This window comes from Metabacillus sp. Hm71, from assembly GCF_051842955.2.
GTDB lineage: Bacteria > Bacillota > Bacilli > Bacillales > Bacillaceae > Metabacillus.
Map to the genome: position 1 here is coordinate 760,564 of NZ_CM200278.1, position 26,878 is coordinate 787,441.

General features: G+C 36.7%; 18 protein-coding genes and 4 pseudogenes. 14 read left to right on the plus strand and 8 right to left on the minus strand.

Annotated features, from left to right (window positions below):
* Positions 1 to 8 precede the first annotated feature (8 nt).
* The 4 genes and pseudogenes from ACSVDH_RS03885 to ACSVDH_RS03900 form a co-directional block, all read left to right on the plus strand.
* Positions 9 to 2,540, plus strand: a complete 2,532-nt coding sequence (locus ACSVDH_RS03885; RefSeq protein ID WP_518618273.1) for a GH32 C-terminal domain-containing protein — start codon at positions 9 to 11, stop codon at positions 2,538 to 2,540.
* A gap of 632 nt (positions 2,541 to 3,172) precedes the next feature.
* Positions 3,173 to 3,373, plus strand: coding sequence for a hypothetical protein (locus ACSVDH_RS03890; RefSeq protein ID WP_518617474.1), 201 nt, complete (start codon positions 3,173 to 3,175; stop codon positions 3,371 to 3,373).
* Between the two features lie 385 nt (positions 3,374 to 3,758).
* Positions 3,759 to 5,102, plus strand: a complete 1,344-nt coding sequence (locus ACSVDH_RS03895; RefSeq protein ID WP_439248508.1) for a NosD domain-containing protein — start codon at positions 3,759 to 3,761, stop codon at positions 5,100 to 5,102.
* A 65-nt stretch (positions 5,103 to 5,167) separates the two neighbouring features.
* A pseudogene (locus tag ACSVDH_RS03900) lies at positions 5,168 to 5,767 on the plus strand (class I SAM-dependent methyltransferase); the annotation flags it as partial.
* 185 nt (positions 5,768 to 5,952) lie between these two features.
* Here the strand turns inward: ACSVDH_RS03900 and ACSVDH_RS03905 are convergent.
* The 5 genes and pseudogenes from ACSVDH_RS03905 to ACSVDH_RS03925 all read right to left on the minus strand — a co-directional run.
* Positions 5,953 to 6,777 (minus strand): annotated as a pseudogene (locus ACSVDH_RS03905) (IS110 family RNA-guided transposase); the annotation flags it as partial.
* 126 nt (positions 6,778 to 6,903) lie between these two features.
* Positions 6,904 to 7,906: pseudogene (gene tnpC / locus ACSVDH_RS03910) on the minus strand (IS66 family transposase); the annotation flags it as partial.
* Positions 7,870 to 8,004, minus strand: a complete 135-nt coding sequence (locus tag ACSVDH_RS03915) for an IS66 family insertion sequence element accessory protein TnpB (RefSeq protein WP_439248509.1) — start codon at positions 8,002 to 8,004, stop codon at positions 7,870 to 7,872. The gene ACSVDH_RS03915 and the pseudogene tnpC, both read right to left, overlap by 37 nt.
* Positions 8,001 to 8,195, minus strand: coding sequence for a hypothetical protein (locus ACSVDH_RS03920; RefSeq protein WP_439248510.1), 195 nt, complete (start codon positions 8,193 to 8,195; stop codon positions 8,001 to 8,003). The genes ACSVDH_RS03915 and ACSVDH_RS03920 overlap by 4 nt, the downstream gene beginning before the upstream one ends.
* A 59-nt stretch (positions 8,196 to 8,254) precedes the next feature.
* Positions 8,255 to 8,587, minus strand: a pseudogene (locus ACSVDH_RS03925) (IS110 family transposase); the annotation flags it as partial.
* A gap of 392 nt (positions 8,588 to 8,979) precedes the next feature.
* Here ACSVDH_RS03925 and ACSVDH_RS03930 point away from each other — a divergent pair.
* On the plus strand, positions 8,980 to 9,456 hold the full coding sequence (locus ACSVDH_RS03930; protein ID WP_439248511.1) for a DinB family protein: 477 nt from the start codon (positions 8,980 to 8,982) through the stop codon (positions 9,454 to 9,456).
* Positions 9,456 to 9,671, plus strand: a complete 216-nt coding sequence (locus ACSVDH_RS03935; protein ID WP_439248512.1) for a hypothetical protein — start codon at positions 9,456 to 9,458, stop codon at positions 9,669 to 9,671. Before ACSVDH_RS03930 ends, ACSVDH_RS03935 begins: the two co-directional genes overlap by 1 nt.
* 382 nt (positions 9,672 to 10,053) lie before the next feature.
* Here the strand turns inward: ACSVDH_RS03935 and ACSVDH_RS03940 are convergent, their stop codons facing one another.
* The gene (locus tag ACSVDH_RS03940) at positions 10,054 to 10,359 is read right to left on the minus strand and encodes a DUF4440 domain-containing protein (RefSeq protein ID WP_439248513.1); all 306 of its coding nucleotides are present in this window, start codon (positions 10,357 to 10,359) and stop codon (positions 10,054 to 10,056) included.
* 290 nt (positions 10,360 to 10,649) lie between these two features.
* Between ACSVDH_RS03940 and ACSVDH_RS03945 the strand changes: the two genes are divergently transcribed.
* From ACSVDH_RS03945 to ACSVDH_RS03955, 3 genes are all read left to right on the plus strand, one after another.
* On the plus strand, positions 10,650 to 11,183 hold the full coding sequence (locus tag ACSVDH_RS03945) for a GNAT family N-acetyltransferase (protein WP_439248514.1): 534 nt from the start codon (positions 10,650 to 10,652) through the stop codon (positions 11,181 to 11,183).
* An 856-nt stretch (positions 11,184 to 12,039) separates the two neighbouring features.
* The gene (locus ACSVDH_RS03950; protein WP_439248515.1) at positions 12,040 to 13,266 is read left to right on the plus strand and encodes a YHYH domain-containing protein; all 1,227 of its coding nucleotides are present in this window, start codon (positions 12,040 to 12,042) and stop codon (positions 13,264 to 13,266) included.
* Between the two features lie 14 nt (positions 13,267 to 13,280).
* Positions 13,281 to 13,946 (plus strand): PH domain-containing protein, encoded by a 666-nt coding sequence (locus ACSVDH_RS03955; protein WP_439248516.1) that lies wholly within the window; start codon positions 13,281 to 13,283, stop codon positions 13,944 to 13,946.
* A gap of 250 nt (positions 13,947 to 14,196) precedes the next feature.
* On the opposite strand, the gene ACSVDH_RS03960 is transcribed toward ACSVDH_RS03955, so the two are convergent.
* Entirely contained in the window at positions 14,197 to 16,806 is a 2,610-nt protein-coding gene (locus ACSVDH_RS03960; RefSeq protein ID WP_439248517.1) for a family 43 glycosylhydrolase, read from the minus strand.
* Positions 16,807 to 17,173: 367 nt separating this feature from the next.
* Between ACSVDH_RS03960 and ACSVDH_RS03965 the strand changes: the two genes are divergently transcribed.
* On the plus strand, positions 17,174 to 18,127 hold the full coding sequence (locus ACSVDH_RS03965) for a ribose-phosphate diphosphokinase (protein ID WP_439248518.1): 954 nt from the start codon (positions 17,174 to 17,176) through the stop codon (positions 18,125 to 18,127).
* 464 nt (positions 18,128 to 18,591) lie between these two features.
* Here ACSVDH_RS03965 and ACSVDH_RS03970 read toward each other — a convergent pair whose 3' ends face one another.
* Positions 18,592 to 22,005, minus strand: a complete 3,414-nt coding sequence (locus tag ACSVDH_RS03970; RefSeq protein WP_439248519.1) for a glycoside hydrolase family 2 TIM barrel-domain containing protein — start codon at positions 22,003 to 22,005, stop codon at positions 18,592 to 18,594.
* A 476-nt stretch (positions 22,006 to 22,481) separates the two neighbouring features.
* Between ACSVDH_RS03970 and ACSVDH_RS03975 the strand changes: the two genes are divergently transcribed.
* The 4 genes from ACSVDH_RS03975 to ACSVDH_RS03990 all read left to right on the plus strand — a co-directional run bounded on the left by ACSVDH_RS03975 (position 22,482) and on the right by ACSVDH_RS03990 (position 26,854).
* The gene (locus ACSVDH_RS03975; RefSeq protein ID WP_299090511.1) at positions 22,482 to 23,450 is read left to right on the plus strand and encodes an ABC transporter permease; all 969 of its coding nucleotides are present in this window, start codon (positions 22,482 to 22,484) and stop codon (positions 23,448 to 23,450) included.
* 12 nt (positions 23,451 to 23,462) lie between these two features.
* Positions 23,463 to 24,332, plus strand: a complete 870-nt coding sequence (locus ACSVDH_RS03980) for a carbohydrate ABC transporter permease (protein ID WP_439248520.1) — start codon at positions 23,463 to 23,465, stop codon at positions 24,330 to 24,332.
* 115 nt (positions 24,333 to 24,447) lie between these two features.
* Positions 24,448 to 26,079 carry an ABC transporter substrate-binding protein gene (locus ACSVDH_RS03985; RefSeq protein ID WP_439248521.1) on the plus strand — a complete coding sequence of 544 codons (1,632 nt, stop codon included), beginning with the start codon at positions 24,448 to 24,450 and terminating at the stop codon, positions 26,077 to 26,079.
* Positions 26,080 to 26,158: 79 nt separating this feature from the next.
* Positions 26,159 to 26,854, plus strand: coding sequence for a YesL family protein (locus ACSVDH_RS03990; RefSeq protein WP_439248522.1), 696 nt, complete (start codon positions 26,159 to 26,161; stop codon positions 26,852 to 26,854).
* Positions 26,855 to 26,878: the final 24 nt, after the last annotated feature.

The following is a 26,878-nucleotide window of genomic DNA, read 5'->3' on the forward strand; positions in this document are numbered from 1 at the left end:
CAAATTTTGTGACGAACCTGTCAAAATGGAAGGTCGTAAATGGCTCATGGGAAGATACGTTAGCAGGGAAAAATGGGAGCTCTGCGGACGATGCGTTTATTATGAGCGGTCAAACGGCTGATGACTTATTATATGAAGCAGATCTCATGATTTCTGGAGATAAAGAAGGAAATGGAGCAGGCGCACTCGTTTTCCGCGCAGATGCTGATGCAAAGAATGGTTATGTTGCAAATATTGATGCATTAAATGATGTGGTCAAGCTAATGAAAATTGAAAATGGACAGATTTCAGTCTTAACTGAAAAAGCAATGAATCTTGATACAGACCAAAAATACCATTTAAAGGTTAGTACGTATGGAGAAAACATTAAAGTATATGTAGATGGTGATCTCATTCATGACATCAATGACACAACATTTTCATCTGGATATGTAGGCTTGAACATTTGGAATTCCTCAACGAATTTTCAAGATGTTCAACTAAATAAGAATATCATAACAAATGAGAAGGAAATCAAAAACCATGATTTCGAAACAGATGATTTAACTGGTTGGAATATAATTAAAGGAAATGCATTTACAAATGATCATGTGACAGATGCAGCATCCTATTGGGGCGGTCCATTTGGCCATGAAGGAAACTATCATTTATGGGGATTTTCAGATCTTCAGGGTGGAGACGATGCAACAGGTGAACTGCATTCCTCTTACTTTAAGCTGGGTGGATCTGGTGAAATTAATTTCTTATTAGGCGGTGGCAATGACATAAGCAATCGCTATGTATCATTAGTGAGAGCCTCTGATAATAAAGAATTAATTCGTCAGGCAAATACGAAATTTAATGATGAAAAATATAACAAATACGTATGGGATGCTTCTGATTATATCGGTGAAGTGCTTTATATGAAAGTGGTTGACCAAGCTGAAGGCGGCTGGGGTCATATAAATTTAGATGATGTTCATGTTTATAATGAGGGCCCTATGCCTGCAGAAGTTGACAATGTTGCAAAAGAACCTATGGAAGCTGAAATTAAGCAGAGCGGAACCCTTACAGACTGGACGGCTGTTTCAGGTGAATGGATTCCTTCTACACAGGGCAGCAACGGCGGTATTTGGGAATGTCCTGCTTTGGTTGAATTGCCAATTGATGGCGATCCGACAAAAACAAAGTGGGTGCTGCAAGTAAGTTTAAATGATGGAGCCCCTGCTGGCGGGTCTGGTATGCAATATTTTGTCGGCAGTTTTGACGGAAAAACATTCAAAAATGAGAATCCGTCTGATCAGGTATTATGGACTGATTACGGAGCAGACTACTATGCTGCAGTTGAATGGAGCGGAACCCAGGGCGAGAATGGCGAGAAATATTGGCTTGGCTGGATGAGCAACTGGCACTACGCCAACAATACACCAACATCATCTTGGAGAAGTTCAATGAGCTTGCCTCGTAAGATGGAGCTTACTCAAACGGAAGATGGTGTGCGTTTAAAACAAACGCCGGTTTCGATCAATTCAATTCGTGACAAGAGCAAGAAAGTATCTTATAAAAATAAAGTGATTTCAAATAAGAGCAATCTTTTAGATGATTTTTCGGGAGATGCTTTTGAAATGATTGCTGAATTTGATGTCTCTAATACAAAGTCAACTGAATTTGGATTTGAAGTGCGTAAAGGCTCTGCAGATGAGTATACAAAAATAGGCTATGACGTTGCGAACAAGCAATTATTTGTTGACCGAACGAAATCGGATTCTTTTGATTATGGCAGCGATGTTTTAGAGATGCATGAAGGTCCTCTATCTGTGTCAGATGGAACAGTGAAAATGCATATCTTTGTCGATCGTTCTGCTGTTGAAGTGTTTGGCAACAATGGAGAGACAGTTATTACTGATCAAATCTTCCCTAGTCCAACAAGCAAAGGAGTTAAGATTTATAGTAAGGATGGAAATGTAACATTAAAAACTTTGGATATCTATCCATTAAAGAGCATCTGGAAAAAAAGCGGATTTATATCAACCTTAACTGGTTGGAAAACAATAAATGGCAGGTGGACAGATACAATTGCAGGAAAACAGGGACAAAGCAGTGGGGATGCATTTATTTTATCGAATGAAGCGGGAGGCAATTTTAAGTATGAAGCAGACATAAAAATTCTTGATACGGACTCCCATCCAAATGATCCTAATAAAGATAGAGTTGGTAACTTAGTCGGTGCAGGTGCATTAGTTTTTCGTTCCGATTCAGAAGGGAAAAATGCGTATGCTGTCAATGTTGATGTAAAACATAATGTTGTCAAATTAATCAAGTTTGTTAATGGTGTTGGTCATGACCTTGGCACCTATAACAATGATGGAAAGCTTAAACTGGAAGCAAATAAAAGCTATCATCTCAAAGTAGTAACCGCAGGTGAAAGCATTAAGGCCTATTTAGATGGCAAGCTTGTCATTGACAAAAACGACCAAACCTATAAAGAGGGATACTTTGGACTAAATGTTTGGGATTCAACTGTTGTGTTTAATCATGTAAAAAACAAGGTTAAAAAATGAAGGAATAAAAAATGCCCCTAAACTATGGGGGATTCCATCAGGACATGTAGAAATGTAACAGACATTGTGATAGGGACAAGGATGGATTGTCACCATCATAAAAAACGTGGCAATAAGTACGAAGAAGACCACCATAATGATGATTGTGATGAACACAGGCATAATAATCACCAACACAAAAAGCGTTGCAACAAATGTGGAAATACTACGACTAAATGTCACAACTAATCACCTGGAGACTGACTCGCAAAAATAAGTCAGTCTCTTTCTAAAAGATCGGTGTTATTTTAGGAGAGATAGCTTTTTATTCGTAAGATCTCTTCTTGTTTACCAATTTTTTTATTTCCCTGTGGCTAATGAAAGAAATCACATAACTCCTTACACTACCTAGAACCAAAATTAGGTGCAATAACATCGTAGCTGTCATAGACCGCAATAAGGTTTTAAAAAGTTCCTATAAACAGTAAAAAGTACCCTATAGGTACGGAATAATTCCATGACACTACCGAGAGATCTATCAGTGATAGATGGAAAGCTTATACAGAAGCCATATCATACTATTGAAACGTATTTAAATAAATAAAGTTGGGTTTCAAAACTTCACCATAAGTAGAGATTACGAGAATAGTAGTATGGATGGCAGAAGTCAACAAATGGAAGTCCAATTTGATATGCAAAAGGGTAATAAGTTTACGACAGAATTTTTCAAAGGTGAAAATGAAAAACTATTACTGACCTTTAATAAAAGTCGAAATGTAATGGTCTTAGATCGCAGAAACACAGAATATTCCATTGTAAATTTAGGAACGAAAAATGATTTTACTAGAAGTTAGTTAATTGATTTATCTAATACAGTGAACCTAACCAGAACAGGTCTAGCTCCATTGTCTCGATTACTATTCAAAGAAGCTCCACATGGCTTCAGCCAGTATTATTGAGTGCTTTAGTTGTTCGTATCATTGATGCGGCACGTTCCTTTGATATTATTTGGGTAATGACACAAGGTGGATAAGAATTGAGTGAGTTCATAAAGTCTTATGAAGAATCTGATGGTCTTTAGGAAAATACTGATTTTTCTTGTCAAGCAATAATCCTTCTGAGAGAAAATAATCAGAAAAGCTGCAGGAAAAGCACGAATTCGTAAGGCTTTACTTCCAGCTATATCAAGGAAAAAGTAGTTTATGAACAAACACACTAAATTGATAGGAGAATTTATTTATGGCTAGTAAAAATTATTACGACGTAACAGAGTGGCCTGTCGGTAATCCGTATGAGGATATTGGTGAGGTAATCAATAGCATTATAGCAGATATTAAAAGTAGGCAAACGGACACTGATGTGAATAAAGGCGGAAAGCCGGGTGCGGTTATCTATATTCCACCGGGAGATTATCATCTTGGCAGTCAAGTAGTTATAGACATCAGTTATCTTAAAATTATGGGTTCTGGACACGGGTTTACATCTTCGAGTATTCGTTTTAATACTTCTGAGAATGAATGGGCGGATTTGTATGAATTGTGGCCTGGAGGAAGTCGCATACTCGTAGATATTCCCCTAGAAGTAAATGACGAGGAATATAAAGGAGCTGCATTTTATGTTGAACGAAGTGGAAATCCCCGAATAAGTTCGGTAGAGTTTTCTGACTTTTGTATTGATGGTTTGCATTTTATTGAAGATGGTTCAGGAGAAACAAATCCGGAAAACACATACACTAACGGGAAAACGGGTATTTATGTTGCAAGTGCTTGTGACTCATTTCGGATTACAGGCATGGGGTTTGTGTATTTAGAACATGGAATTACTATATATCATGCAGATGCACTGACTATACATGATAATTTCATAGCTGAATGTGGTAACTGTATAGAACTACGAGGTTGGGGACAGGCTTCAAAAATAACCGATAACTTGATAGGAGCCGGTTTTAAAGGATATTCAATTTACGCTCAAAATTTTGGTGGACTTTTGATTACAGCGAATAATGTTTTTCCACGAGGTGCGAGCAGTATCTATTTTGATGGTGTGACACGCTCCAGTATCACAAATAATAGACTTCATTCATTTTATCCAGGAATGGTGGTATTCAGGGAAAATTGTTCGGAAAACTTGGTTTCTTCAAATCACTTTTTACGTGACCATGAACCTTGGACTCCTTTTCTGGGAATAGACAATGGTTTAGATGATTTGTATGGTCTCCTCTATATCAGTGGCAATAATAATTCTGTAATTGCTAATCACTTTTCTGAAGTAATTAATACTCAGAACATCAAGCCGGTAGGTGCAACACCTGTAATCATACGTATTGTTTCGGGTAATGGAAATTATATTTCTAATAATCATGTTGTTGCCACGGAGGTTCATGCCAAGATAAGTGATTCTTGTTTCTCTGCGCAAGTCGACGCTTTGTTGACTACCGAAGCATCAAAGCCGCTTACCGTAACAACAGTATTGGTAGAAAAAGAATCGCTTCAAAATACGATTCTTGATTCGGGAAGTGATGCACAGGTTGCTATGGACAAGACTGTAAATGCATTCAGAGCCACTCCAACGCCAGGAGCATAAATAATATATTCAACTATGTTTTTGTGGTAGTTTTTGTCCCAAAGTTTCAATTGCAAGTCGGACACATTGTCGCAGATGTTACTGAAATTGAATTAGAGAGTAAGTACAACATAGCAGTTTGTCATGCATTTACCTTGCATATGGCTGACCCAAAAAAATGTTGCAGAAAATGATTAATTCAATCATAGAGGAAGGAAATATCATATGTTTTGAACCACATTGGATTTCCAATATGTCTTCATACAACCTAAACAATTATAATCAATCAGAAATTATTAATCTTGGTTTTCTTCAAAACTTGTATGAAGAGGATGCAAAACGAAATGGAAAAGACGGAAATATTGGAATCAAATTACCAATATACTTAAGTGAATTAGGTGTACAACATATTGATTGTCGAGTTAGTGATAAAGTTAACATTCTTGACTCTAATACGAAACAACCAGACAAACAAAAATTGTATGATTCTCTGCGGGAAGAAGGATTAGGTACGGTTCCTACCAAAAGGAAGAGTTCATTGAACGTTTAATAAATCGAGGGCTGCATGTAGTGAAGCAGAGGCTCAATATAATTCAGAACGTCAATTTTCTAAAGTATTTAATATTAATTCTTCTTTAACCTATGCTCCAAGTATGAAAATTACTCTTGGAGTAATAAAAAAATAGAGAGTAAGGACTTTTATCATTTTATAGGAGTATTATTGATTATTCAATAAAACCAGCTAATAGTTTGTCAACATTTTTCATTAAAAAACTATATTTCTTCGTGCTATACTAAAAATGTTCATGTCAAATAACCTTCCTTAATTTACACGTTTGGAAGGTTTTTCATTTTATGGTTGGATTAGTACTTAAACCATATCTTGGAAGGTTGAATTACTTTTTAATAAGGCATAGATCCTGTGTATAAGCTTATTTACACAGGCAATGACGGCGACTCTAAAGGGTTTACCTTCATCGCGCTTTTTATCATAAAACTCACGTAGTTTCTTATTTCTTGCGATAATATCATCCGTCGTCTTTTGCTTTCTGGCATCACGAATTCCACACCGTACAGCCATATATAACTCTCGTCTTAATCGACTAGACCCTCGTTTGGTGATTTTGGTTTGAGTAGCTTTAAATCTGCCAGAAGAATAAACACTAGGATCTATTCCTGCAAATGCAACTAACTTTTTTGGGTGATTAAACCTTTCTATCTCCCCAATTTCTGAGATGATTGTTGCTGCAATCTTCTCTCCGATACTAGGGATAGATTGGATAATCTCATATTCTTTAATTTCTTTTGCGAGGGCATCTATTTCTGCTGCTAACTTCGATAGATGCTCTTCGTATTGAAGAACCATGTTAATTAATATTTTCAGATTAAAGATGTGACTATCATACATATGTTGTTGAAATGGGTTTCTTCTAGCCGCTTCAATAAGTTTCTCAGTTTTTTCTCTTGCCAACTGATCCGATCGACTTTTACATAGTGACGAAATAATGTCGATTAAATCAGTCTTAGATACCTTTAAAACAGACTCTGAAGTAGGAAATGTTTCAAGCATTTTTAAAGAGACTTTGGAATATAAATTTCCAAAAACACCTCGATATTCTGGAAACACTTGATCCAATAGAGACTGCAATTGTAGTTTGGTTTGAGAAGAAACACTCGCAATTGCTTCCTGTTGTCTGTAAGCCCGAAATATAAAAAAAGCGCACCTTTCGGTCCGCATCACAAACAGCCGTAAATTCTGATTTTTTTAATCGAATTACAGCTGTTTCATTTATTTAGTACATTCTGACGGAATCATTTTTGACTAGGGCATGTATTGATCTAGTATTTCGGGGTTTTGATGAATGCCGAGATTCGGTAGATCCGTCAAAAGCTTCTTTATGTATTCATAAAAATCAATGCCGTTACTTTTGGCGGTTTCTGAAATACTCAAACAAATGGCGTTTGCTTTTGCACCGGCTTCACTAACACTGAAGAGCCAATTTTTCCTTCATATAACAATGGGGCGAATGGCATTTTCGGCTGGGTTATTATCAATTTCAATCCGCCCATCATTCAGGAATGCTTTCAGTCCATTTGCCCTGTTCAATGTGTATTCAGCTGCCTTCGCAAGAGCATTTTTCCCTTAGAATGGTGACTTTTCAACCCATTCAAGGAATTTATCTACAATTGGCTTCGAGTATTTTTGTCTTTTTCTCCTGCGTTTACTCGGTGACAAATGTTTAAATTTCCTTTCGAGTCGATATAAATCGTCACAAAAGCTCACACCAATTCGCCCATTTTTACTGTCCGCCTTCAGCCAATAACGACGAACATGCGCTCAACAATTTGCGAAAGTAACGCCTTCCAACTTATCATAGGCAGAATAACCATCGCAAATAATCGTTCCAGAAAAACCTTCAATGAAAAGTTTCAAGGACAGAACGAGCCCGTGATAATGAACTCTGAAAGAGAGTCATTATTGGCCCTTGGCTAGGCACACTTCGATACACCCAATTATAGGCATTGGTTTAACCAGATTTTCCATCGGATCGGTTGATAGTTTGTCCATACGTTTCGTCGACATGTAAAAGCGATTTAGCCATCATCAAATGCTTCATTCGTTCGTAAATAGGCATTAGCCAATCGTGTGATGCAGGAATGACCCAATTCGAAAGGTTCTTATCATTAGCATTCAGGCCATAACGTTCCCATTCCTTTACCTGACTGTAAAGGGGTAAGAATTGTGAAAATTTATCATACATCACCTTGGCAAGTACGCTAGGACTTGCTATGCTTCGTTGAATGGGAGGCTGTGGTGCTTTTCCACTTGAATCAGTGTTGCCAGTCCATCAATTCCTTTTCTTATGTCAGTTTTACCGCAAATGATATAAATGTTTTTCACATTTGTATAATCGTGTTTCACCGATTTATCAACTCCCTCATGACCGTTTGAATGATGTGCTCATCTACGCCGTTGAACAAGGAATTTTCAACGTTGCCAGTTTTAATCGAGCAAGTAGGATTTGAGGAAAGCGCTGCCGGTTTTGTTGCAGAAGTATTTTCGGTTTCGGTATGTAATATAACGGGGACAATAGTAAGTTTTTGTTGTGGCATAAGAAAAGCACCTCCTTAAATTGATAGGTTTATCATACCAGGAGGTGCTGCTCTATTTATATGCGTTGTTTGAATACGGGCTTACTTTTCACTTTTCGTAAACTTGAACTTTTGGCCCTTTGAGAAATCAATGGATTGACGATTATTAATAAATAATTCCGTTCCTCCAAATACTGAACAACCGGAGTATGATAATGCCCTGTAGATTCCAACACAACCGGAGGTTGCTTACCGGTCATCTCCTTTATTTCATTAAGAAACTCAAGTAATAAACCTAGCCATTCGAGATCATGCTGGATACTAAAGCTTTTACCATAAGGATTTCCTTTATCTAAAAATCCTTGAACTTCACTTTCCCCTTTTGAAACATCCAGGCCTACGACTGGATTCATTCTAAATTCCTCCTCCAAATAATAGATTACCGGCTACCTATAATTTCTCTTGTAGTATCATAGCTTCGCTTGTTATGCGAGATCATAGTCCCAACCAGCCTCAAACATGTTTCTACAAGTAGGGGGCGAACGGTTTAGCTGACGGGATCAATGCCCCACGGGTGCTTACGTTCTACCCCGGCTACGCTTATCATATATCGATATAAAAAATGGTCAACCAGAAATATTTTCTGGCTAACCTTATAATACGAACGGGTGCTAATGTTGAAGATCCAGCTGCCATTTGGCGGCTTTTCCTTATTGAACCAACGGTGCATTTTAGTTTAAGAAGGGATATTAATGTCTTTAGACGAATATTGTTTTTTAGATACATATTGAAGGGGTGAAGTCGTGTGGAGGATATAATTAATGGAATAAACCACTGGATACAAACATTACCGAAGATATATAACTCAATGTCAGAAACAGAAATATCAAATCGCCCATTACCAAATAAATGGTCCAAAAAAGAGATTTTAGGACATCTATGCGACTCTGCAATAAATAATATTAATAGGTTTATAAAGATTCAGTACGAAGAACAACCATTTGTTATCCAATCATATAATCAAAACCAGTGGGTAATACTTCAGAATTATCAAGAAAAACCACTTGATGAGATATTAAACCTTTTTTTAGCATTAAATAAGCAAATCATAAATACTGTATCGAATATTCCAAAAGAGAGATTATCAAATCTTTGTGATATAGGAAATAATCAACAAAAAACATTAGAGTGGCTCGTAAAAGATTATCTTAAACATATGGAACATCATATTAACAACCAAATCCTTATTAAAAATCTAACTGGAAAGGAAGAGAATGCTTAATGAATATTACACCACAAGAAGAATCCCTGATTAAGGCTTTCCGTGAGACTAATTTACCCCCTTTATTTGTGCTTATACGAGTAAGAAATGATATTGCAAATGATATTGCAAATATCGAAGAAATCCAAAGAGATGTTATTGTTAAAACTTTAGAAAAATACATCGGTCCACTATGGGAAGACTATCATGATGGGAAATCACGAAAAAGTCTTTAAGTACAATGGAAAATAATACATGAATAGTCGTCGGTTTTGAACTCATGGGTGCTTGAGTTTAAGTAGGATTGCTGATTAAGGCAGTTCTTTCTTCTCATTTGATTATTGAACAGTATACTGATAAGACTTTATTTTCCTCAAAAAAAGTATGAGTTTTTAATTCTGGTCTTTTTATATCCTTGGCACTTTATACCATCCACTATCCTGCTCTTTAGATTAAGAAGGTAGGATTTCAGCAAAAAAGGCGTTGATCCTTTCTGGATCAACGAACTCTTTACTATAAGTAAAATACCTCACATACTAATTCCTTTTATGCTTTGGAGATATTAGTTGGTAGGGGTTCCCTGATGGAATATCATTTGCCATTTACCATCGTTTTTTTTCAAATAGAACTTCTTAATGCATATTTACTATTGTGATGCACAAATGTTCGATACGTTGCCAATACAACATCTGAAGCTAACAATTTAATAGTAAAATCTGTTACTGTGATTTTTATAGAATTGATTGTAGTTTTGTTACTAACAGCATCAAGCTGTGCCTTTTTATCATATGTGGTTCCTGAACTTCCAAACTCCAAAAAATCATCTGCGAGATACTCATTAAATACTCTATGACCATTTGTCATTAATTGTTTTTCAAGATGAAGAATATGTTCTTCAAGTAATGATTGTTCTATCGAAGTCACAGAAAGAGATATTATCCTTGTTAAGCTGACAGCTGCTTTAGTGAATATGAAAAATGTCTTGCTTCTTATTAAAGCAAATCACCAGTTAATATAATAAGGATGTAATATACTGGATATTGACCACTACAACATAACTTTATAAAATAGGAACATACTAAATTGGAGGTTTTTGTTTGTTAAACTTATGTTTAGAGCTGGGGGGGTAACACTTTCTTAATGCCTTCGTGCATAAAGAAAGTGCCATTTATAGGATGAAAAATAAAATTTATTAAAAGAACAGGAGACTATAAATGGATATCTTAATTCGACAAGAACTCACTACAGAATATAATACGACTGAAGAAATTATTAAAAGAGCATTTTTGAATGAAGAATATAGCGACAAGAAAGAACATTTACTTGTAAATAGGATTAGAAAATCAGATGCATTCATTCCTGAACTTTCATTAGTCGCATTAAATCAAGGTAAAGATGTTATAGGTCATATTCTTCTATCTAAAATAAAAATTGTAGATGGTGATAACACAGTAAATTCTTTGGCGCTTGCTCCAGTTTCTGTTACTCCTGAGTATCAGAAAAAAGGAATTGGAAGTCAATTAATTCACGTTGCGTTAAAAAACGCAAAAGACCGCGGGTTTAGTTCTGTAATTGTTTTAGGGCATAAAGATTTTTATCCTAAGTTTGGTTTTAAACCAGCTAGCTTATGGAATATACAAGCCCCATTTGAGGTGCCAGATGAAGTATTTATGGCTCTAGAATTAACACATCATTCTCTTAAAAATGTTCAAGGTGTGGTTCATTATTCAAAAGCTTTTTCAGATTAAAAGCTCGATGAATGATTAGATATTAATAAAAAAGAGGTTGTCCCGAAAATTGTTGTATAACATTTTCTATGGACTGCCTCTTTTTTTATGAAGATACTTCAACTTTTCTTATTTCACTAAATGCGGCTCGTTAGTATAAGTATAAACTCGTCAAAGACTGACGAGTTTATAACATTTACCTTGCCAATTTCTAAGCTATTAAAACGGTCATTTAAGCAGATTTTTTTGAATATGCGTCTCAAATTGGAACCCTTTGACCTCTATTGCAAGTGCTTTTTATATGTCCGCCTGGGAAAGACTGAACCATTTAGGAGAACAAACACTTGGCAAACGGTCTTTACGTTTGAAAAAAGGAAATTCCTAACAGAACCTAGCTGAAAGGTGTTCGGACTGGGGTTTTTTTATTTCAATTTATATCCATTTGCATGCATTTAATCTTATAATAATGAGAACTATTGTAAAAAAGCATCTCCTTTATTCAAACTTTTTTAAATGCTATTTAATCTAGTAAATGCTTCTTACTATTGGCTTCATAAAAAAAGGAATTCAGATATTCACATAAAGAAACTCGCCAATATTTTTTACGAGTTTTATTCATTCTGTATCGTTCATATTGAAGAAATGCTGAATCAGCTTGCCGTTCAATTAAAAATACAGATAGAAGAAGCACGGATGGAGTGAAATCTGAAATTTCATCGATCTAACAAGTGAAACCGCTAACATATTCTAAGTCTTATTATTCGTATGATACAAATGTACTATTTTCAGAAAATTTACATTTCTATATCTAAATTATGTAAATAGGTAGTAAAATAGTCTATATACCATATAAAAACAGATAAAAAGGGGGATTAAAATGAAAAAATTCACTATTTTATTGGTCTTATTGTCATCATTTTTAATTCAAAACTTTGCCGAAGCTCATTCTGGCCGTACCGATAGTTCTGGAGGTCATAACTGCAGCGAAAAGTCACAAGCAAAAGGGCTATGTACAGGATACCATTACCACAATGGTGGTGAAGAAACCTCATCATCAAGTAGTAGTTCTACATCAAATACACCTGCAACCACTCAATCTTGGGATAAGGATTGTTCTGATTTTAGTACATATGAAGATGTAGTCGAGTATTGGAATTCCAAAGGGTATAGCAAAACAAATGATCCAGAAAAATTAGATGGTTGGGGAAATGCTGTTGATGATGGAATACCATGTGAAGCTCCAAGTGGATATGACACATCTAAGATTAATGGAAGTGATGCACAATTAGCTAAAGTAGCTGCAGAAAAGGATCGTGCAAAAGGTGGAAGCGAAGGCTATGCAGCTGGTTTAACTGATGGTTCGAACGGAAATGAGGAAAATGTAAACGTAACTGGCTCAGATGCTTATGTTGCGAGCTATAAAGTAAGTTATCAAAAGGGTTATAAAGAAGGAATTCTGAAGTTTGAATCGGAAAAGAAAAAGGCTAATGAAGCGGGACAGAAACTAGGAAGTAAGCAGGATAAAATAATAATTCCGGAAAATTATCAGGAGAATGAACAACTAAAAACAGCCTTTGAACAAGGATTTAATAAAGCGGTTTCATTTAGAGAAGAAGCAGAGAAAAAAGAGTATGAAAACAAAGGTTATAATGATGGAAAAAAAGATATAAATAATGATCCAAAAGATATTAAAGATATCTACATAAAGGCTTATCAATCTGGTTTTGAAAAAGGTCAAAATGAGTTAAAGGAAAGTTATATTAAAAAGGGATATGAAGCTGCTTATACAATGTTAGAATACAAAGCACCAGAATATGAGAATGAGAAGTATATAGAATGGTATAAAGAAGGTTTCGAGTCTAACAAAGAGATTAAAAGTATTCAAGAATCCGCATACAATCAAGGGTTAAGTGGCGAAAAATATACTATTCCTAAATCCTATTTGAAGTCTGAAGTGATATATAAACACTTTTATGAACAGGGTTATGAAAACTATGAAGAAGAGAAAAAAGAGGATACTGCAACTACTTTAGGCGGATTAGGTTTTATTATTGTTGGTTGGTTAGTTCGCCGTTTTTATGTAGCTAAAAAAATGGTTGGATAAGGAGGTTTTATAGTATGGGAGTCTATAGATCAATTTGTTATAAGGTTGAAGATGCTTTCGTAAAATTAATTACTAAAAAGCAAGAACCTGAGCAAGTTAAAGAAAAGGTAGAAAAGTATAGAATTGAAAAAGAAGCAGAAAAAGTACGTAAGAAAAGAGAAAGTGCTGAGAAAATGGAGAAGTTAAAAAAGGAGCAAGAAGAAAAAAGAGCGGATAATGAAAGAATAAGACAAGAGAAGGAAGCTAAAGAAAAACAAGAAATTCTTACACTATTAGCAAAAGTTGTTGACACAGATAACATGAATTATACACAGTACGAATTCAATGAGATAAAAAGAAATAAGCAATTTTTTACTGCATTATACGAAAGAGTGTTCGAGTCAAATGAGAAAGGACTTACTTTTCTTTTTTGCGAATATGACAAATCCAGCAAGAAGGAAATTAAAGGATATTTAATTGTTACAAATAAGAGAGTATTGTTCTTAACAAAGGATTTAAATTACATGGAAAAGTTTCGCTACCAAACAATCATAAATGTTAATTGGTTCAAAGATGGGCTGCTTGAAAGAGGTCTTCGCATTCAATATGGCAAGAGAAAATTGGAGTTTGATGAGATATTTGATGTAGATCAGATGAATCGGGTAGGAGACTTAATATTAAAATTATCTTGTAAGAAGTAAGAAACAGGGGGTACTTAAAAAGTATCCCCTGTTATCAATCGGAATTGGGTTTAAGAACGATACTATTGAGAGAATAGCAGATTATGGGAAAGCCATTAGATTAATGGTCGGATAAATTGTATAATATCAATCTCTTATATGTTTAAGGGTGGCGGAATAAAGGATAAAAGTAGAAGTGATAGCCTAAGCTATCACTTCGAACCCAGTGTCTTCCTCTAATATAGGGTCTGTATATTCATTTTCCAACACTTTAAGAAGGATCTTCTTTCAAAGGATGTATACCGTTGTTATATTCATTCTTTATCTCTTCTTCTGAAAGAACCGTATTGTCATAGATTTTTAAATCATCCATTAATCCTTTGTAAGGGGTATCCCAATAGTTTACACCTAAGCCAAAGACGGAGCTTGCAGAAGTGAAAACATCCGGGAAACTAGTACCAGAGAACGTTTCTTCTCCATTCATATATATGTTTATTTTTCCGTTGTCTACGACAAAAGCGAGATGTGTCCATTGATTCGGTTGAATCGCCACACCTGTATCAGCATCATACCATTTCGTTCCTGACCAGACCATTGTATTTCCGGCTCCTGGTCCTTTCGGGACAAGGCTGACCCAGTTATTCATATCTCTAGCACCAAAGAATGTTGTTGTAAATTGTGTTAGTTCTTCAGGGTTAAGCCATAAAGAGACGCTGTATGTGTGACTTTTAATCAACCCGTTAGGCAGCTTAATACCTGATTCACCATTAAATAATGCAGCTTCACCCAGTATGCCATCATTGTGGGGAATATTACCGCCTTCATTATTGATTCGATTACCTGTTACGGTTCCTGAACCAAAGGTACCTGTCCGGTTATAGAGGTTACCATCAAATTCATAATGGGCCGTTACTTGAGGTGACATGGTAAAGCTTGTCTGAAATGCTGCAAGCGGATCTTCACTAAAGATTTCTACATGATATTCACCACTGTGAACATTAGCAGATTTATAATTGAAGGTAAATTTGCCTTTTTCCCCAGTCAGGGTCTGTTTGATATAATCAGAATTTCCGCTTGGATCTACGATTCTTGCAGCTACTAATCTTCCTTCTTTCTTTTTTAATTGTCCTTCTATAAGTATTTCTTTGGTAGAAGGGTTAAACGTTACGTTTACGTCTTTCATCTTTTGGGGCTTCTTCTTATTTTCAATTACCTCAAGGTTAACGCTTGAAGAAAAATGTCCATCTTCCGTAATCGCTGTTAATGTGGCCTGTCCTTTAGAATGGGCGCTCAACATCACGTTGACTTCCCCTTCAGGTGTAATGTACGGCGAGCCTGATACAGAAAGGACATCTGGGTTTGATGAGAAAAATTTGACATCTTTTAACAATGCATCATCAGGAAGAGTCTTTGCTGTTAACACTGTTTCTGTACCTTCCTTTAAGACTTCTGAATGAATATTAAGCTCAATCCCATTAACATTTGCTTCTTTTAATTGAAATGTTGCGCTATTTTTATCCCCTATCAAGTTTGTTGCAGATAATCCTAACGTATGATCCTCTTTTTGAAAGAGATATAAGTTTTCTGCGTTATATGCCTGGAAAGAAGAGAATGCATCATCTGCTAGGCCAGAAACAACTTTAAATGTGGCTTGTTCTTTAAATTCTTGAGTTCCATTGTTTTTTGCTAGGATAATAGTCGAACCGTCTCTTTTTAAATAATATCCTGGTTTATTTTCAGCTTGAAATGATATATACGCTTCTCCACTGTCTGCCAATCCAGGGACAGGATACCATTGGTAGTTATATCGATTTCCAGAGAGCGAGCTGATCCGTATTTCATCATTAGAATGAAAGACATATCCATTTTCGTTTTTTACTTGAAGTAAGCGAGGTTCATCGTTAATACCTGAAGCAGTAGGTCTCATCTTCTTGATCTTACCGTCAGGATAATAGTTCAGCTCCTCAATCGATACCGATCGTCGATAATCTCCACCAGTAGGCAAGGCAGCATTGTGATAAATGAAATACCATTGTCCAGCGTATTCAATAATGGATTGGTGATTAGTGCCAGAGCCTCCTGTTGAGTCCATTAATTTACCGGCAAAGGTCCAAGGTCCAGCCGGGCTGTCACTTATCGCGTAGCCAATCTCTTCTGGCCAATTCATAGCAAAGGAGAGATAGTACTTTCCATTATACTTGTGCAGCCAAGGAGCTTCTGTGTAGGACCCTTGCATTCCAACAATCGACACTTGATGAATCTCTCCGTCTAGTTCAACCATATTATCTTTTAATTTTGCATAATATAAATGGGTATTTCCCCAGTATAAATAGGCTTGACCATCATCATCAATAAAAACGGTTGGATCAATATTATCCCAAGGCTCTTCACCCATACTTTCCGGATTAGGTGTCATACTTTTGCTAACTAATGGACCTCCGATCGCATCCTTCCAGCCCTTTACAGGATTATCGGAAACCGCTACCCCAATTGAATACCCCTTTTCATTCGGATCAGGGTTATAGACAGTTGTGTACCAATAAAATTTTCCGTCTCTTTCTATGACTTGCCCGGCCCATGCTGAATCACGGTCCGCCCATTCAAAAATCGTTCTAGGAACAGTTCCTTCTCGTGTCCAATTGTTCATGTCAGTAGAAGAATAAATACTCCATTCCTTCAATACAAAAAAATTGTCGTTGGTGGCTGCTTCATCATGACCAACATATAAGTAAACTTTCCCGTTATGTACCAAGGCAGCAGGGTCAGCACTAAAGCTATCTTTAATCACAGGATTCCCTTTGTTAGTGATCGCATGACCGATTCTATGATTTGGTATGATTAATAAAAGTATTAATAATATAGGGATCATTCGTTTGATCATATTTATTCCTCGTTTCTTTATTTTTTTGTCAACGCTTTCAATTTTGAGTGTTCAATTAGATAAATGTCCGGATAATCTTCTTCAAACCTCCTTTTTTTCTGACATTATCCAACTATTTTATAAATTTATTAATATGTTAATATTTATATTAATGATAATGTGAATAATTGGAGTGGTCAATAACTAAAGTAACATTATTTTATTTTTGAAAAATGATCTGAAACCAAATATGGTATCTAATAATTTGAAAAAAATATTTTCATTTTTATCTTTAATTTATCAAGAAGTCACTATTGAACGTTCTGCTTATAGTGTAAACTAGTAGTATGATAATCGATAAAATCCTTATGGAGGTTTTCACTGTATTATGCCTAATCACTATGAAGATTCTAATTTAAAACTTTTTACGCTAAACTCTGAACCGGAATTATCCAAAAAAATTAGTGAAATTCTTGGGGTTGAATTAGGGAAGAGTTCTGTTTCGCGCTTTAGTGATGGAGAAATCCAAATCAATATTGAGGAAAGTATTCGTGGCAGCGAAATCTATCTTGTTCAATCGATCAGCGATCCGGTAAACGAACATTTAATGGAACTCTTAATTATGATCGATGCCTTAAAGCGTGCTTCAGCGAAAACAATCAACCTCGTTATTCCGTATTATGGCTATGCAAGACAGGATCGTAAAGCAAGAGCAAGGGAGCCGATTACAGCAAAGCTTGTGGCAAATCTTATTCAAAGGGCTGGTGCAACCCGTGTGATCACTTTGGATCTGCATGCACCGCAAATTCAAGGATTTTTTGATATTCCTATCGATCATCTTTTAGGTGTACCTATCTTAGGGGATTATTTCCAAAATAAGCAGCTTGATGATATCGTGATTGTTTCTCCAGATCATGGCGGGGTAACACGTGCTCGTAAATTGGCTGATCGCCTAAAGGCACCGATTGCAATCATTGATAAAAGACGTCCAAGACCAAATGTGGTTGAAGTGATGAACATTGTCGGGGATATCGAAGGAAAAACGGCGATTCTTATCGATGATATTATCGATACAGCAGGAACGATTACATTAGCTGCAAATGCTCTTTTCGAAAATGGCGCAAAAGAGGTTTATGCTTGCTGTACACATCCGGTCTTATCTGGTCCTGCCATTGAGCGCATCAAAAACTCTACTATTAAGGAGCTAGTTGTAACAGATTCCATTAGACTTCCTGAAGAAAAGCGAATTGATAAGCTAGTTGAACTTTCTGTTGCTCCGTTAATCAGTGAAGCAATCAAACGGGTACATGAAAAGCAATCAGTTGATGAACTTGTTCAATAAAATCATTTAAAAAAGATCAAGCAAACCTGAAACGAAGGGTTGCTTGATCTTTTTTTGTAGGTTCATGGCAAGAGAGCGAAAACGCCGATATATTTGGAAAATCGCGGATAAAATTGAAAGGGCGCTGATATATTCGGAAAAACGCCGATAAAATCGAAAAAACGCCGATATATTCGGAAAGTCGCCGATAAAATCGAAAAAACGCTGATATATTCGGAAAATCGCCGATAAAATTGAAAGAGCGCTGATATATTCGGAAAGTCGCCGATATAATCGGAAAGTCGCCGATAAAATCGAAAAAACGCTGATATAATCGGAAAGTCGCCGATAAAATCGAAAAAACGCCGATAAAATCGGAAAGACGCTGATAAAATCGAAAAAACGCCGATAAGAATACACTTTCTTGTCTTCAAAACAACAATTTTTACGAAAACAATCTTTTTTGTATGTTAACTCTACATACTTCACTTCTCAAACCGGAACCAGCCAAAATCGAAGTTGCTGCCTGGCAGGAAGATGAACGTTACCTTTTGGACTCCAGTTATTTTATCAAGTTCAAAGACACGCTCTTCGTATTCTTCTGAGTACGTAAATTCAATCAGTTGATTTGTTTCCCCTTCCTGGTTGGCAAAGCGGATATGAATCGTATTTTTATCAATAGGCGATCGGCCGAATAGTACAAGCTTTGAAGCGCCTTCGCTTGTAAAGTCCATCTCTTCTAATTCTAACGAAACATTATTTCCTATTCCTTCAACACGGTTTTCATTCAGCTTAAATGTGTCCCCATAGATGTGGTCACAGTCAGCTGCATTATTTTGCGCAAAGGCTCGATTTGTTCGTTCAAAGGAAAAGCCCTTAATATGAACCTTCTGCTGAAGGATAAAACAGATCGAGGTAATTCCCTTAAGCCTTTTTGATAGACGATACGTTTCTTCCTGATACACATTCCATTTTGATTCCTTTTGATAGATCACATCTGCCAGACATTCACTTCCGTCTTCATCAGGCATGCCCTCCCAAATTTGCAAAGAATACGCTTCACTTGTTAAGGCGAAAATTGGAATGGTGATCGTATCAGAACCATATGGACCGAAGTCGATATCACGGAAGCCTACCTGCGTTTCGCCATCTCTGCTTGTTGCAACGCCTCTTTCGTTTCCGTTGCCGACTTCACCTTTACTATATTCATACAATCCTGCGGAAATAAATCCATATGGATCCTTGTAGGCTGTACCAAGGCCAACTGCCTGAAATTCTAATTGGGAGATAAGCTTGGTTTTGTCGCTGCCATTTTTACTCGTACAGCGGAGTCGAAATTCACCATCACCTAGTGCCGTTATTTTCGCCATATGACCTATTGCTTCGACCTTGGCGATATTGGACTCAATCCCTGCATCATTGACGACACTCCACTCAACCTCTTGATAGGACGTCGTTTCTGGATGTAGTTTTGCGCTTACATACTTCTCGGTTGTTGCTTCATTAAATAGTTGTCCTGTCTCGCTGATCAATTCGATTTTGCGAAGCGGGATTTCTTCCTTGCTTCCCATCACACATGGTAAATCTTGATTTTCGATATGTGCCGTAATGCCTTCTATAGAATCCTTTGCTGGAAGGGACTCAAATTCAGCGGTTTGGCTTTCCAATCCTTTAGAAGATACTTCGATTTGAAACTTACCTGGTTCTAAGGTTGCCCCAATGATCGCCATAAGCTTGCCTGAGAATAATCGTCTGGACAAACCTTTATATGGATCATAATCGGTACTATCTCCATTATCAAGACCGATAAGACGGCCGGCCCCAGTCACATTGACATGTACCCGGTTATTGGCATTTTCTACAGGATTTCCAGCTTCGTCTTTCATCGTGATTTCGACAAAAAGTAAATCCTGGCCATTTGCAATTAGTTGTTCTTTATCTGCCTGCAAACAAATCTTCTTTGCATCTTTAAAGGATCTCTTACGATCAGTTGCGATCACGCTGCCATTTTCATCATAGGCGATCGCTGTTAATTCGCCTTCTTCATAAGGGATCTTCCACCAGCCAACAAGCTGTTCTCCATGTTCATGGTCAATATCATAGGTTCCGATTGTGTTCCCATTCAATTGCAGTTCAATTTTTGGTGCATTTGAACATACGCGAACATCAATCATTTGCCCTTTATTAAAATCCCAATAAGGGAAAATATGCACCATTGGCTTTGTTTTGTAATCTGTCCAGGCTGCTTGATAAATGTAATAAGAATCCTTCTTAAAGGTAGCTGTATCAATTTGTCCAAAATAAGAGTTCTTTGTATGATAAGGTGTCGGTTCACCGATATAGTCAAAGCCAGTCCAAAGAAATTGTCCGAGAGAGAAAGGGGTAGCTCTTTCTGCTAGAATACATGCTTCAGCTGACTTTGCCCCCCAGCTTGTCGTACTATTCCCAAGTGCAGAGCATTGCTCGTCATCATCTGCCAGGATCGATTTTTCAAATGGGAAATGATAGATGCCCCTGCTTTGTACGACAGAAGAGGTTTCACTGCCATAGATGATCCAATCAGGATGCTCCTCATGATGCTTTTGATAATATTTTTCGGCATAATTATAGCCGGCAACCTTCACAAGATCCGCACATTTTTGCGCATTCTCCCATGGCATATAGTTGGAACCGATAGTAACGCTTGCATTTCCTTTCGGATCATATTGCCGTACAAAGTCCATGAGCAGTTTAGTGATCTCTTGACCTCTTTCATCTGCATGGGTATCATAAATTTCATTTCCAATGCTCCACATAATCAGGCTTGGATGATTTCGATCACGCATCACCCAGCTTTTTACATCAAGATGGGCCCAATCCTTAAAGAATCTTGCATAATCATATGGTGTTTTTGAGCGTTCCCACATATCAAATGCTTCGGAAACGACAAGAAACCCCATCTCATCTGCTAAATCCATCAGTTCCTTTGCCGGCATATTGTGAGCGGTGCGGATCGCATTCACACCCATATCCTTTAAAATCTCAAATCTTCTTCTTAAGGCTGTCTTATTAAATGCAGCTCCTAAGGCACCTAAATCATGATGCTCACACACACCGTTTAATTTCATTTTTTTATTATTTAAAAGAAAGCCTTGTTTTGGATCCAAGGTAATTTTTCGGAAGCCGATATTTTGTGTGATCGTTTCAATTTCTTTATGATCGACTATATCCAACTTTGTTATCAATTGATAAAGTGCAGGATCATCAGGACTCCATAACAAAGGGTCTTCTATAAAAAGCTTTTGCTGGTTAAAAGAAAGGGGAGTATCTCCTGGAATCACCCTCTCTGCAGTAGTCCCGAGCAGTTGGCCTTTATACATGAGGGAGTGTGATAGCTGTATTTCTTCATTGATGTTTATTTCGGTGTCGATCTCTACCTGCCACCCGCCATCCTGCTGGGTCGTTGAAATGTAGATCCCATCTGTTGCAATATGAGTTTTGTCCCGAGTTTTTAACCAGACATTCCGATAAATGCCTGCACCTGAGTACCATCTGCTATTAGGGCTTTGAAACACGACTTTTACTAGTATTTCATTTTCCCCTGCAACAAGTGCATCTGTGATGTCATGTTCAAATGAGGAATAGCCGTATTTCCATTCGCCAATAAATTCGCTGTTTACATATAGAGAGGAATCCATATAAACTCCATCAAAACACAACAGAATTTCCTTAGCTGCTTCAGAACGGGTAAAGCGCTTACGATACCAGCCAATGCTGTTCTCATATAGATTTGTTGTTTGATAGATGAGCCAATCATGGGGGATATCCACAGCTTCAAATGTCAAAGCTGTATAATCTGTCTCTTCTAAACTGCTTTTAGCAAATTCCCAGCCATCATTAAAAAGGATTTTTTTATTCATATTTTGTATCTCGCTTTCTTCTCGTTTATTTTGGGAAAGATAGTCTATGAAGACTGACATTGATGATTTATTGGGGTATTTCATTGTTAGAAAAAACGTTGAACATTGGTTTTTCTCTTCATGTATCACCTCTTTAATTTAGCAGAGTTGATAAACATAAATTTGACAACTTCCGCCATGTTGTGTCATTTCTGTAAAAAAAGTAAAAGAAATGTATTGAATAAAAAGAAAACTTAGTTTAATATATAAACATAGTTACCATACTAGTACATCTAATGTGCAACTGTTAGTTATTAAACTACTATATGTAAAGGGAAAAGTAAATATTTATTGCAACGAAAACTACCATACTAATATGTTCATTTTTTCTGGTGTTCAGCTCTTTACAACATGTTTTTACCCCTAATATGTAAGCGTTTTAACAGGGTGAAATAAAATGCAAGATTTTATTATGAATGAAAGTCAGGGGGGTTAATATGGGGGAAGTTAAAATCGAAAAGGCTGGCAATGCTCAAGTATTAAAAGAAGTGAAGACAAGTAAGCTAGCAAGAATGGCGACTTTAATACGCAAGGATTGGCAGCTTTACTCATTGTTGATTTTGCCGATGATTTATTTGGTGATTTTTAAATATGGTCCAATGATTGGAAATGTCATTGCTTTTAGGCGATTTGTTCCCGGAGGCAATATTTACGGAGAAGCATGGGTTGGCTTTCACTATTTCAAGATGTTTATTAATGACCCGACGTTCTGGAAGGTATTCACAAATACTCTCGTGATTGGCGGACTGACCCTATTATTATGCTTTCCAATGCCAATTATCTTTGCTTTATTGTTAAATGAAGTGAAGTCGAAAAAATTCAAGAAATTTGTTCAGACCGCATCTTATTTGCCGCACTTCTTATCGATTGTTATTGTTGCCGGAATGATTCTTCAATTGACCGCAATCAATGGTTCGATTAATGCAATTGTTGAGTTCTTTACAGGAGAGAAAATTAACTTTATTCAGCAAGCTGAATGGTTTAGAACCATCTATATTAGCTCAGAGATTTGGCAAGGAATGGGCTGGGGAGCGATTTTATATTTGGCAGCGCTAACAACGATTGATGAATCCCTCTACGAAGCTGCAAAAATGGATGGCGCGAATCGCTGGAAGCAAACACTACATATCACCATTCCAGGGATCCTTCCAACCATTGTGACATTGTTAATCTTAAATATCGGCAGTTTTATGGCTGTAGGCTTTGAGAAAATCTTGCTTTTGTATAATCCATTAACCTATGAAACGTCAGATGTTATTTCTACTTATTTATATCGTGTCGGTCTTGAATCAAGTAACTTCAGTTATGCGACAGCGATTGGGTTATTCGAGTCTATTATTGGATTGATCTTGGTGTTAACTGCAAACGGTATTTCGCGGAAGCTAACAGAAAGAAGTCTATGGTAGGAGGTGGCTTTCATGCAGGAATCTGTTCAATATAAGATTTTTAAGGTGTTCAATACAATTATCTTACTTGTTATCGTCTTCTGTACGCTCTATCCATTTTTGAATGTGATTGCCCAATCTTTTAGTAGTGAAGCCTATATCAATGCCGGCAAGGTTAACCTGCTTCCAAAGGGCTTTAATATTGAAACCTATAAAACAGTAGCCGAAGATAAAATGTTTTGGATCAACTATAAAAATACAGTGGTTTATACAGTTGTTGGAACAGTCATTTCCATGTTTTTAACAACGATCTTTGCATATGCCTTATCAAAAAAACGATTGGTTGGCCGCAGATTTTTAACACTGTTCGCTGTCTTTACAATGTTCTTTAATGGCGGTTTGATCCCAAACTATGTATTGATTAATAGCTTAGGGTTTGATAATACAATGTGGGCCATCGTAATTCCGGGTGCAATCAGCATTTACAACATGCTCATCATGAAATCCTTCTTTGAAAATATGCCTGAGGAGCTGGAAGAAGCCGCATCGATCGATGGTTTGAATACGTATGGCATTCTAGTGAAAATCATCTTGCCGCTCAGTAAGGCAGTTCTTGCCACAATGGTCCTTTTCTATGCAGTAGGACACTGGAATTCATGGTTTCCAGCCTTCCTATATCTCGATCAAAAAGAGTTATTTCCAGTGACCATCTATCTTAGAAACTTGATTGCCGGTGTGACTGGGGGCACCTCAGCTGGCGCAACATCTGCAGATAACTTAACCCAAATTTCATCAAACATAAAATCGGTTACGATGGTGCTTACGATTTTACCGATTTTAACCGTATATCCGTTTGTGCAAAAGTACTTTGTATCAGGCGTCATGCTGGGATCTGTTAAGTAAAGTCAGGGGTAAATGATACTCAGGAGGATAAGCGTATAGTGATTTTCGTTGACAGATGCTGAAATGGAGCTAACGCTTTTCTAATAAATAATAGAAACAAAGGGGAGGAAGAGAAATGAAACATGCTTCTAAAAGGTTGATGTCTTTTTTTACTTTACTAGTTGTACTTGTAATGATTATTGCAGGCTGTTCCAGCAACGAAACTGGGAGTGAAAGCACAGAAATTAAGCCATCCAAAAGTGCAATGAAATCATATGGTGTAGGGGATACCTTTAAAGCAGAGGAAGCTTTTGAATTACCTATTCTATATATGGATCAACCAACTTATCCATATAAAAAAGATTGGCTGCTATGGGACAAAATCAAGGAGACCACTAATGTTACACTAAAACCTACGATTGTCCCAATGAGTGATTATGCACAAAAAAGAAGTTTATTAATTAGTTCAGGTGACGCTCCGTTAATCATCCCGAAAACCTACCCTGGGGAAGAGTCAGCTTTTGTTTCTTCCGGAGCTATTCTGCCAATTAGTGATTATATTGATAAAATGCCCCATTTTAAAGATAAAGTGGAAAAATGGAAGCTGGAAGATGAATTAGAGGGCTTACGTCAAAATGATGGTAAATTCTATTTGCTTCCAGGTTTACATGAAGAGGTTTGGCCAGATTATACCCTAATTGTCCGTACTGATATTTTTGAAAAGCATAATATAGCGATTCCAAAAACGTGGGATGAGTTATATGTAGCGATGAAAAAATTAAAAGAATTATATCCGGATGTGACACCGTTCTCCGATCGATTCACTTTCCTTAGTACTCTTAATATCGCTGCTACCGGATTTGGCACAAAAGCTGGTTGGGGATTTGGAAATGGTTTAAAATATGATGAATCAAAAGATGAATTTGTCTATGCCGCTACAACGAATGAATATAAAGACATGTTAACGTATTTTAATAAGTTAGTAGAGGAAGGCCTATTAGATAAAGAAAGCTTCACACAAGAAGATGATCAGGCGATTCAAAAATTTGTTACTGGTAAATCGTTTATTATTAACGGTAATTCACAAACAGTTGTTTTACACAGAGCGGACATGGATAAAAACTTAGGTAAAGGAAATTACTCGATTTCAAAAATTACGGTCCCAGGCGGCCCTGCAGGTCAGCTTATGTCAGGTTCGCGATTAGAAAATGGCGTGATGATCTCTGCAAAGGCTAAAGAAAGTGAGAACTTCGAAGCGATCCTGCAATTTATTGACTGGTTATATTACAGTGATGAAGGGCAAGAATTTGCAAAATGGGGTGTTGAAGGAGAAACGTTCACAAAAACTGATGGGGTAAGAAAATTAGTAGACGATATCAATTACAATGGTTTAAACCCGGCTGGTACGAAGGATCTACGTGTTGACTTTGGATTCTCCGGCGGTGTATTTGCTTACGGTGGTACAACTGAGCTTTTACACTCCATGTTTAGTGAAGAAGAAATCAAATTCCAAGAGGATATGGCAAAAACAAAAACAACGATTCCAGCTGAACCGCCAATTCCATATACAATCGAAGATCGTGAACAGGTTACATTATTAAGCACACCGCTAAAAGATTACACAGATCAAAATACACTTAAGTTCATCTTAGGTGAGCGTGATTTAAGTGAATTTGATGCCTTTGTAAAAGAATTAGAAGGTCAAGGATTACAGCAATATTTGGATATTGCGAATAAAACGTACCAAGAATATAAAAAGTCTAAGTAAGCATGAACAGATAGGGTTGTCCCTTCGAGAGTGAAGGGACAGCCTGATTTTACTAGTAAGGAAAAGAGGGGGAATGATCATGGAAGAAAAAAAAGAATTTGGTCAAGGGATCCTATTTATTGCGACAAACTACATTTATTGGCTGCTAGTAACCAATCTTTATTTCATCTTAACAAATAGCCTGTTTATCTTTTTCTTTATGACATTAAAACCCTCTTTCTCTAATATTATTGTTTACTTTTTAGCGTTAATCCCAACGGGGCCAGCGCTTGCATCCCTTTGTTATTCAATGGAAAAGCTTGTACGAACAAAAGAACTATCACCGACACGTGATTTTTTCTATGGTTATCGAAAAAACATCAAAGATACTTTTTCTGTGTGGCTGCCAATACTCATTGTCTACTTCATCTTATTAGTAGACTTACAATATCTCCGCCAGTCAGCATCTGAAACAAGTCAAATCTTATCCATTGTTATTTTCATACTTACAATCGTATGGACGATGCTCTGCTTAAACATTCTTATCATAAATTCCCGTTATAAGTTCAGGGTCAGGGATGTTTTTAAGCTGTCCGTCTATTATAGCTTTATGAAATTTAAACATACGATTGGGAATTTGCTGATCCTATTTATCGTCGCTTTTCTATCAGTTATGACGACTGATTTTTTCATTGTCTTTACAGCAAGTATTATTGCCTTCCTTATGATGCTGAATATGAAAGAAATGCTCAAGGACATAGAAATGAATTTTTTAAAGAAAGGCTCTGAAAATTAGCAAAGCAAAGTACATCTGTTAGGA

Coding starts and splice junctions, on each gene's coding strand:
- ACSVDH_RS03950 (WP_439248515.1), top strand. CDS start 12,040: ATGAAAAAATTCACTATTTTATTGGTCTTATTGTCATCATTTTTAATT.
- ACSVDH_RS03935 (WP_439248512.1), top strand. CDS start 9,456: ATGAATATTACACCACAAGAAGAATCCCTGATTAAGGCTTTCCGTGAG.
- ACSVDH_RS03985 (WP_439248521.1), top strand. CDS start 24,448: ATGAAACATGCTTCTAAAAGGTTGATGTCTTTTTTTACTTTACTAGTT.
- ACSVDH_RS03975 (WP_299090511.1), top strand. CDS start 22,482: ATGGGGGAAGTTAAAATCGAAAAGGCTGGCAATGCTCAAGTATTAAAA.
- ACSVDH_RS03965 (WP_439248518.1), top strand. CDS start 17,174: ATGCCTAATCACTATGAAGATTCTAATTTAAAACTTTTTACGCTAAAC.
- ACSVDH_RS03895 (WP_439248508.1), top strand. CDS start 3,759: ATGGCTAGTAAAAATTATTACGACGTAACAGAGTGGCCTGTCGGTAAT.
- ACSVDH_RS03890 (WP_518617474.1), top strand. CDS start 3,173: ATGGATGGCAGAAGTCAACAAATGGAAGTCCAATTTGATATGCAAAAG.
- ACSVDH_RS03980 (WP_439248520.1), top strand. CDS start 23,463: ATGCAGGAATCTGTTCAATATAAGATTTTTAAGGTGTTCAATACAATT.
- ACSVDH_RS03960 (WP_439248517.1), bottom strand. CDS start 16,806: ATGATCAAACGAATGATCCCTATATTATTAATACTTTTATTAATCATA.
- ACSVDH_RS03990 (WP_439248522.1), top strand. CDS start 26,159: ATGGAAGAAAAAAAAGAATTTGGTCAAGGGATCCTATTTATTGCGACA.
- ACSVDH_RS03970 (WP_439248519.1), bottom strand. CDS start 22,005: ATGAATAAAAAAATCCTTTTTAATGATGGCTGGGAATTTGCTAAAAGC.
- ACSVDH_RS03945 (WP_439248514.1), top strand. CDS start 10,650: ATGGATATCTTAATTCGACAAGAACTCACTACAGAATATAATACGACT.
- ACSVDH_RS03955 (WP_439248516.1), top strand. CDS start 13,281: ATGGGAGTCTATAGATCAATTTGTTATAAGGTTGAAGATGCTTTCGTA.
- ACSVDH_RS03920 (WP_439248510.1), bottom strand. CDS start 8,195: ATGCCACAACAAAAACTTACTATTGTCCCCGTTATATTACATACCGAA.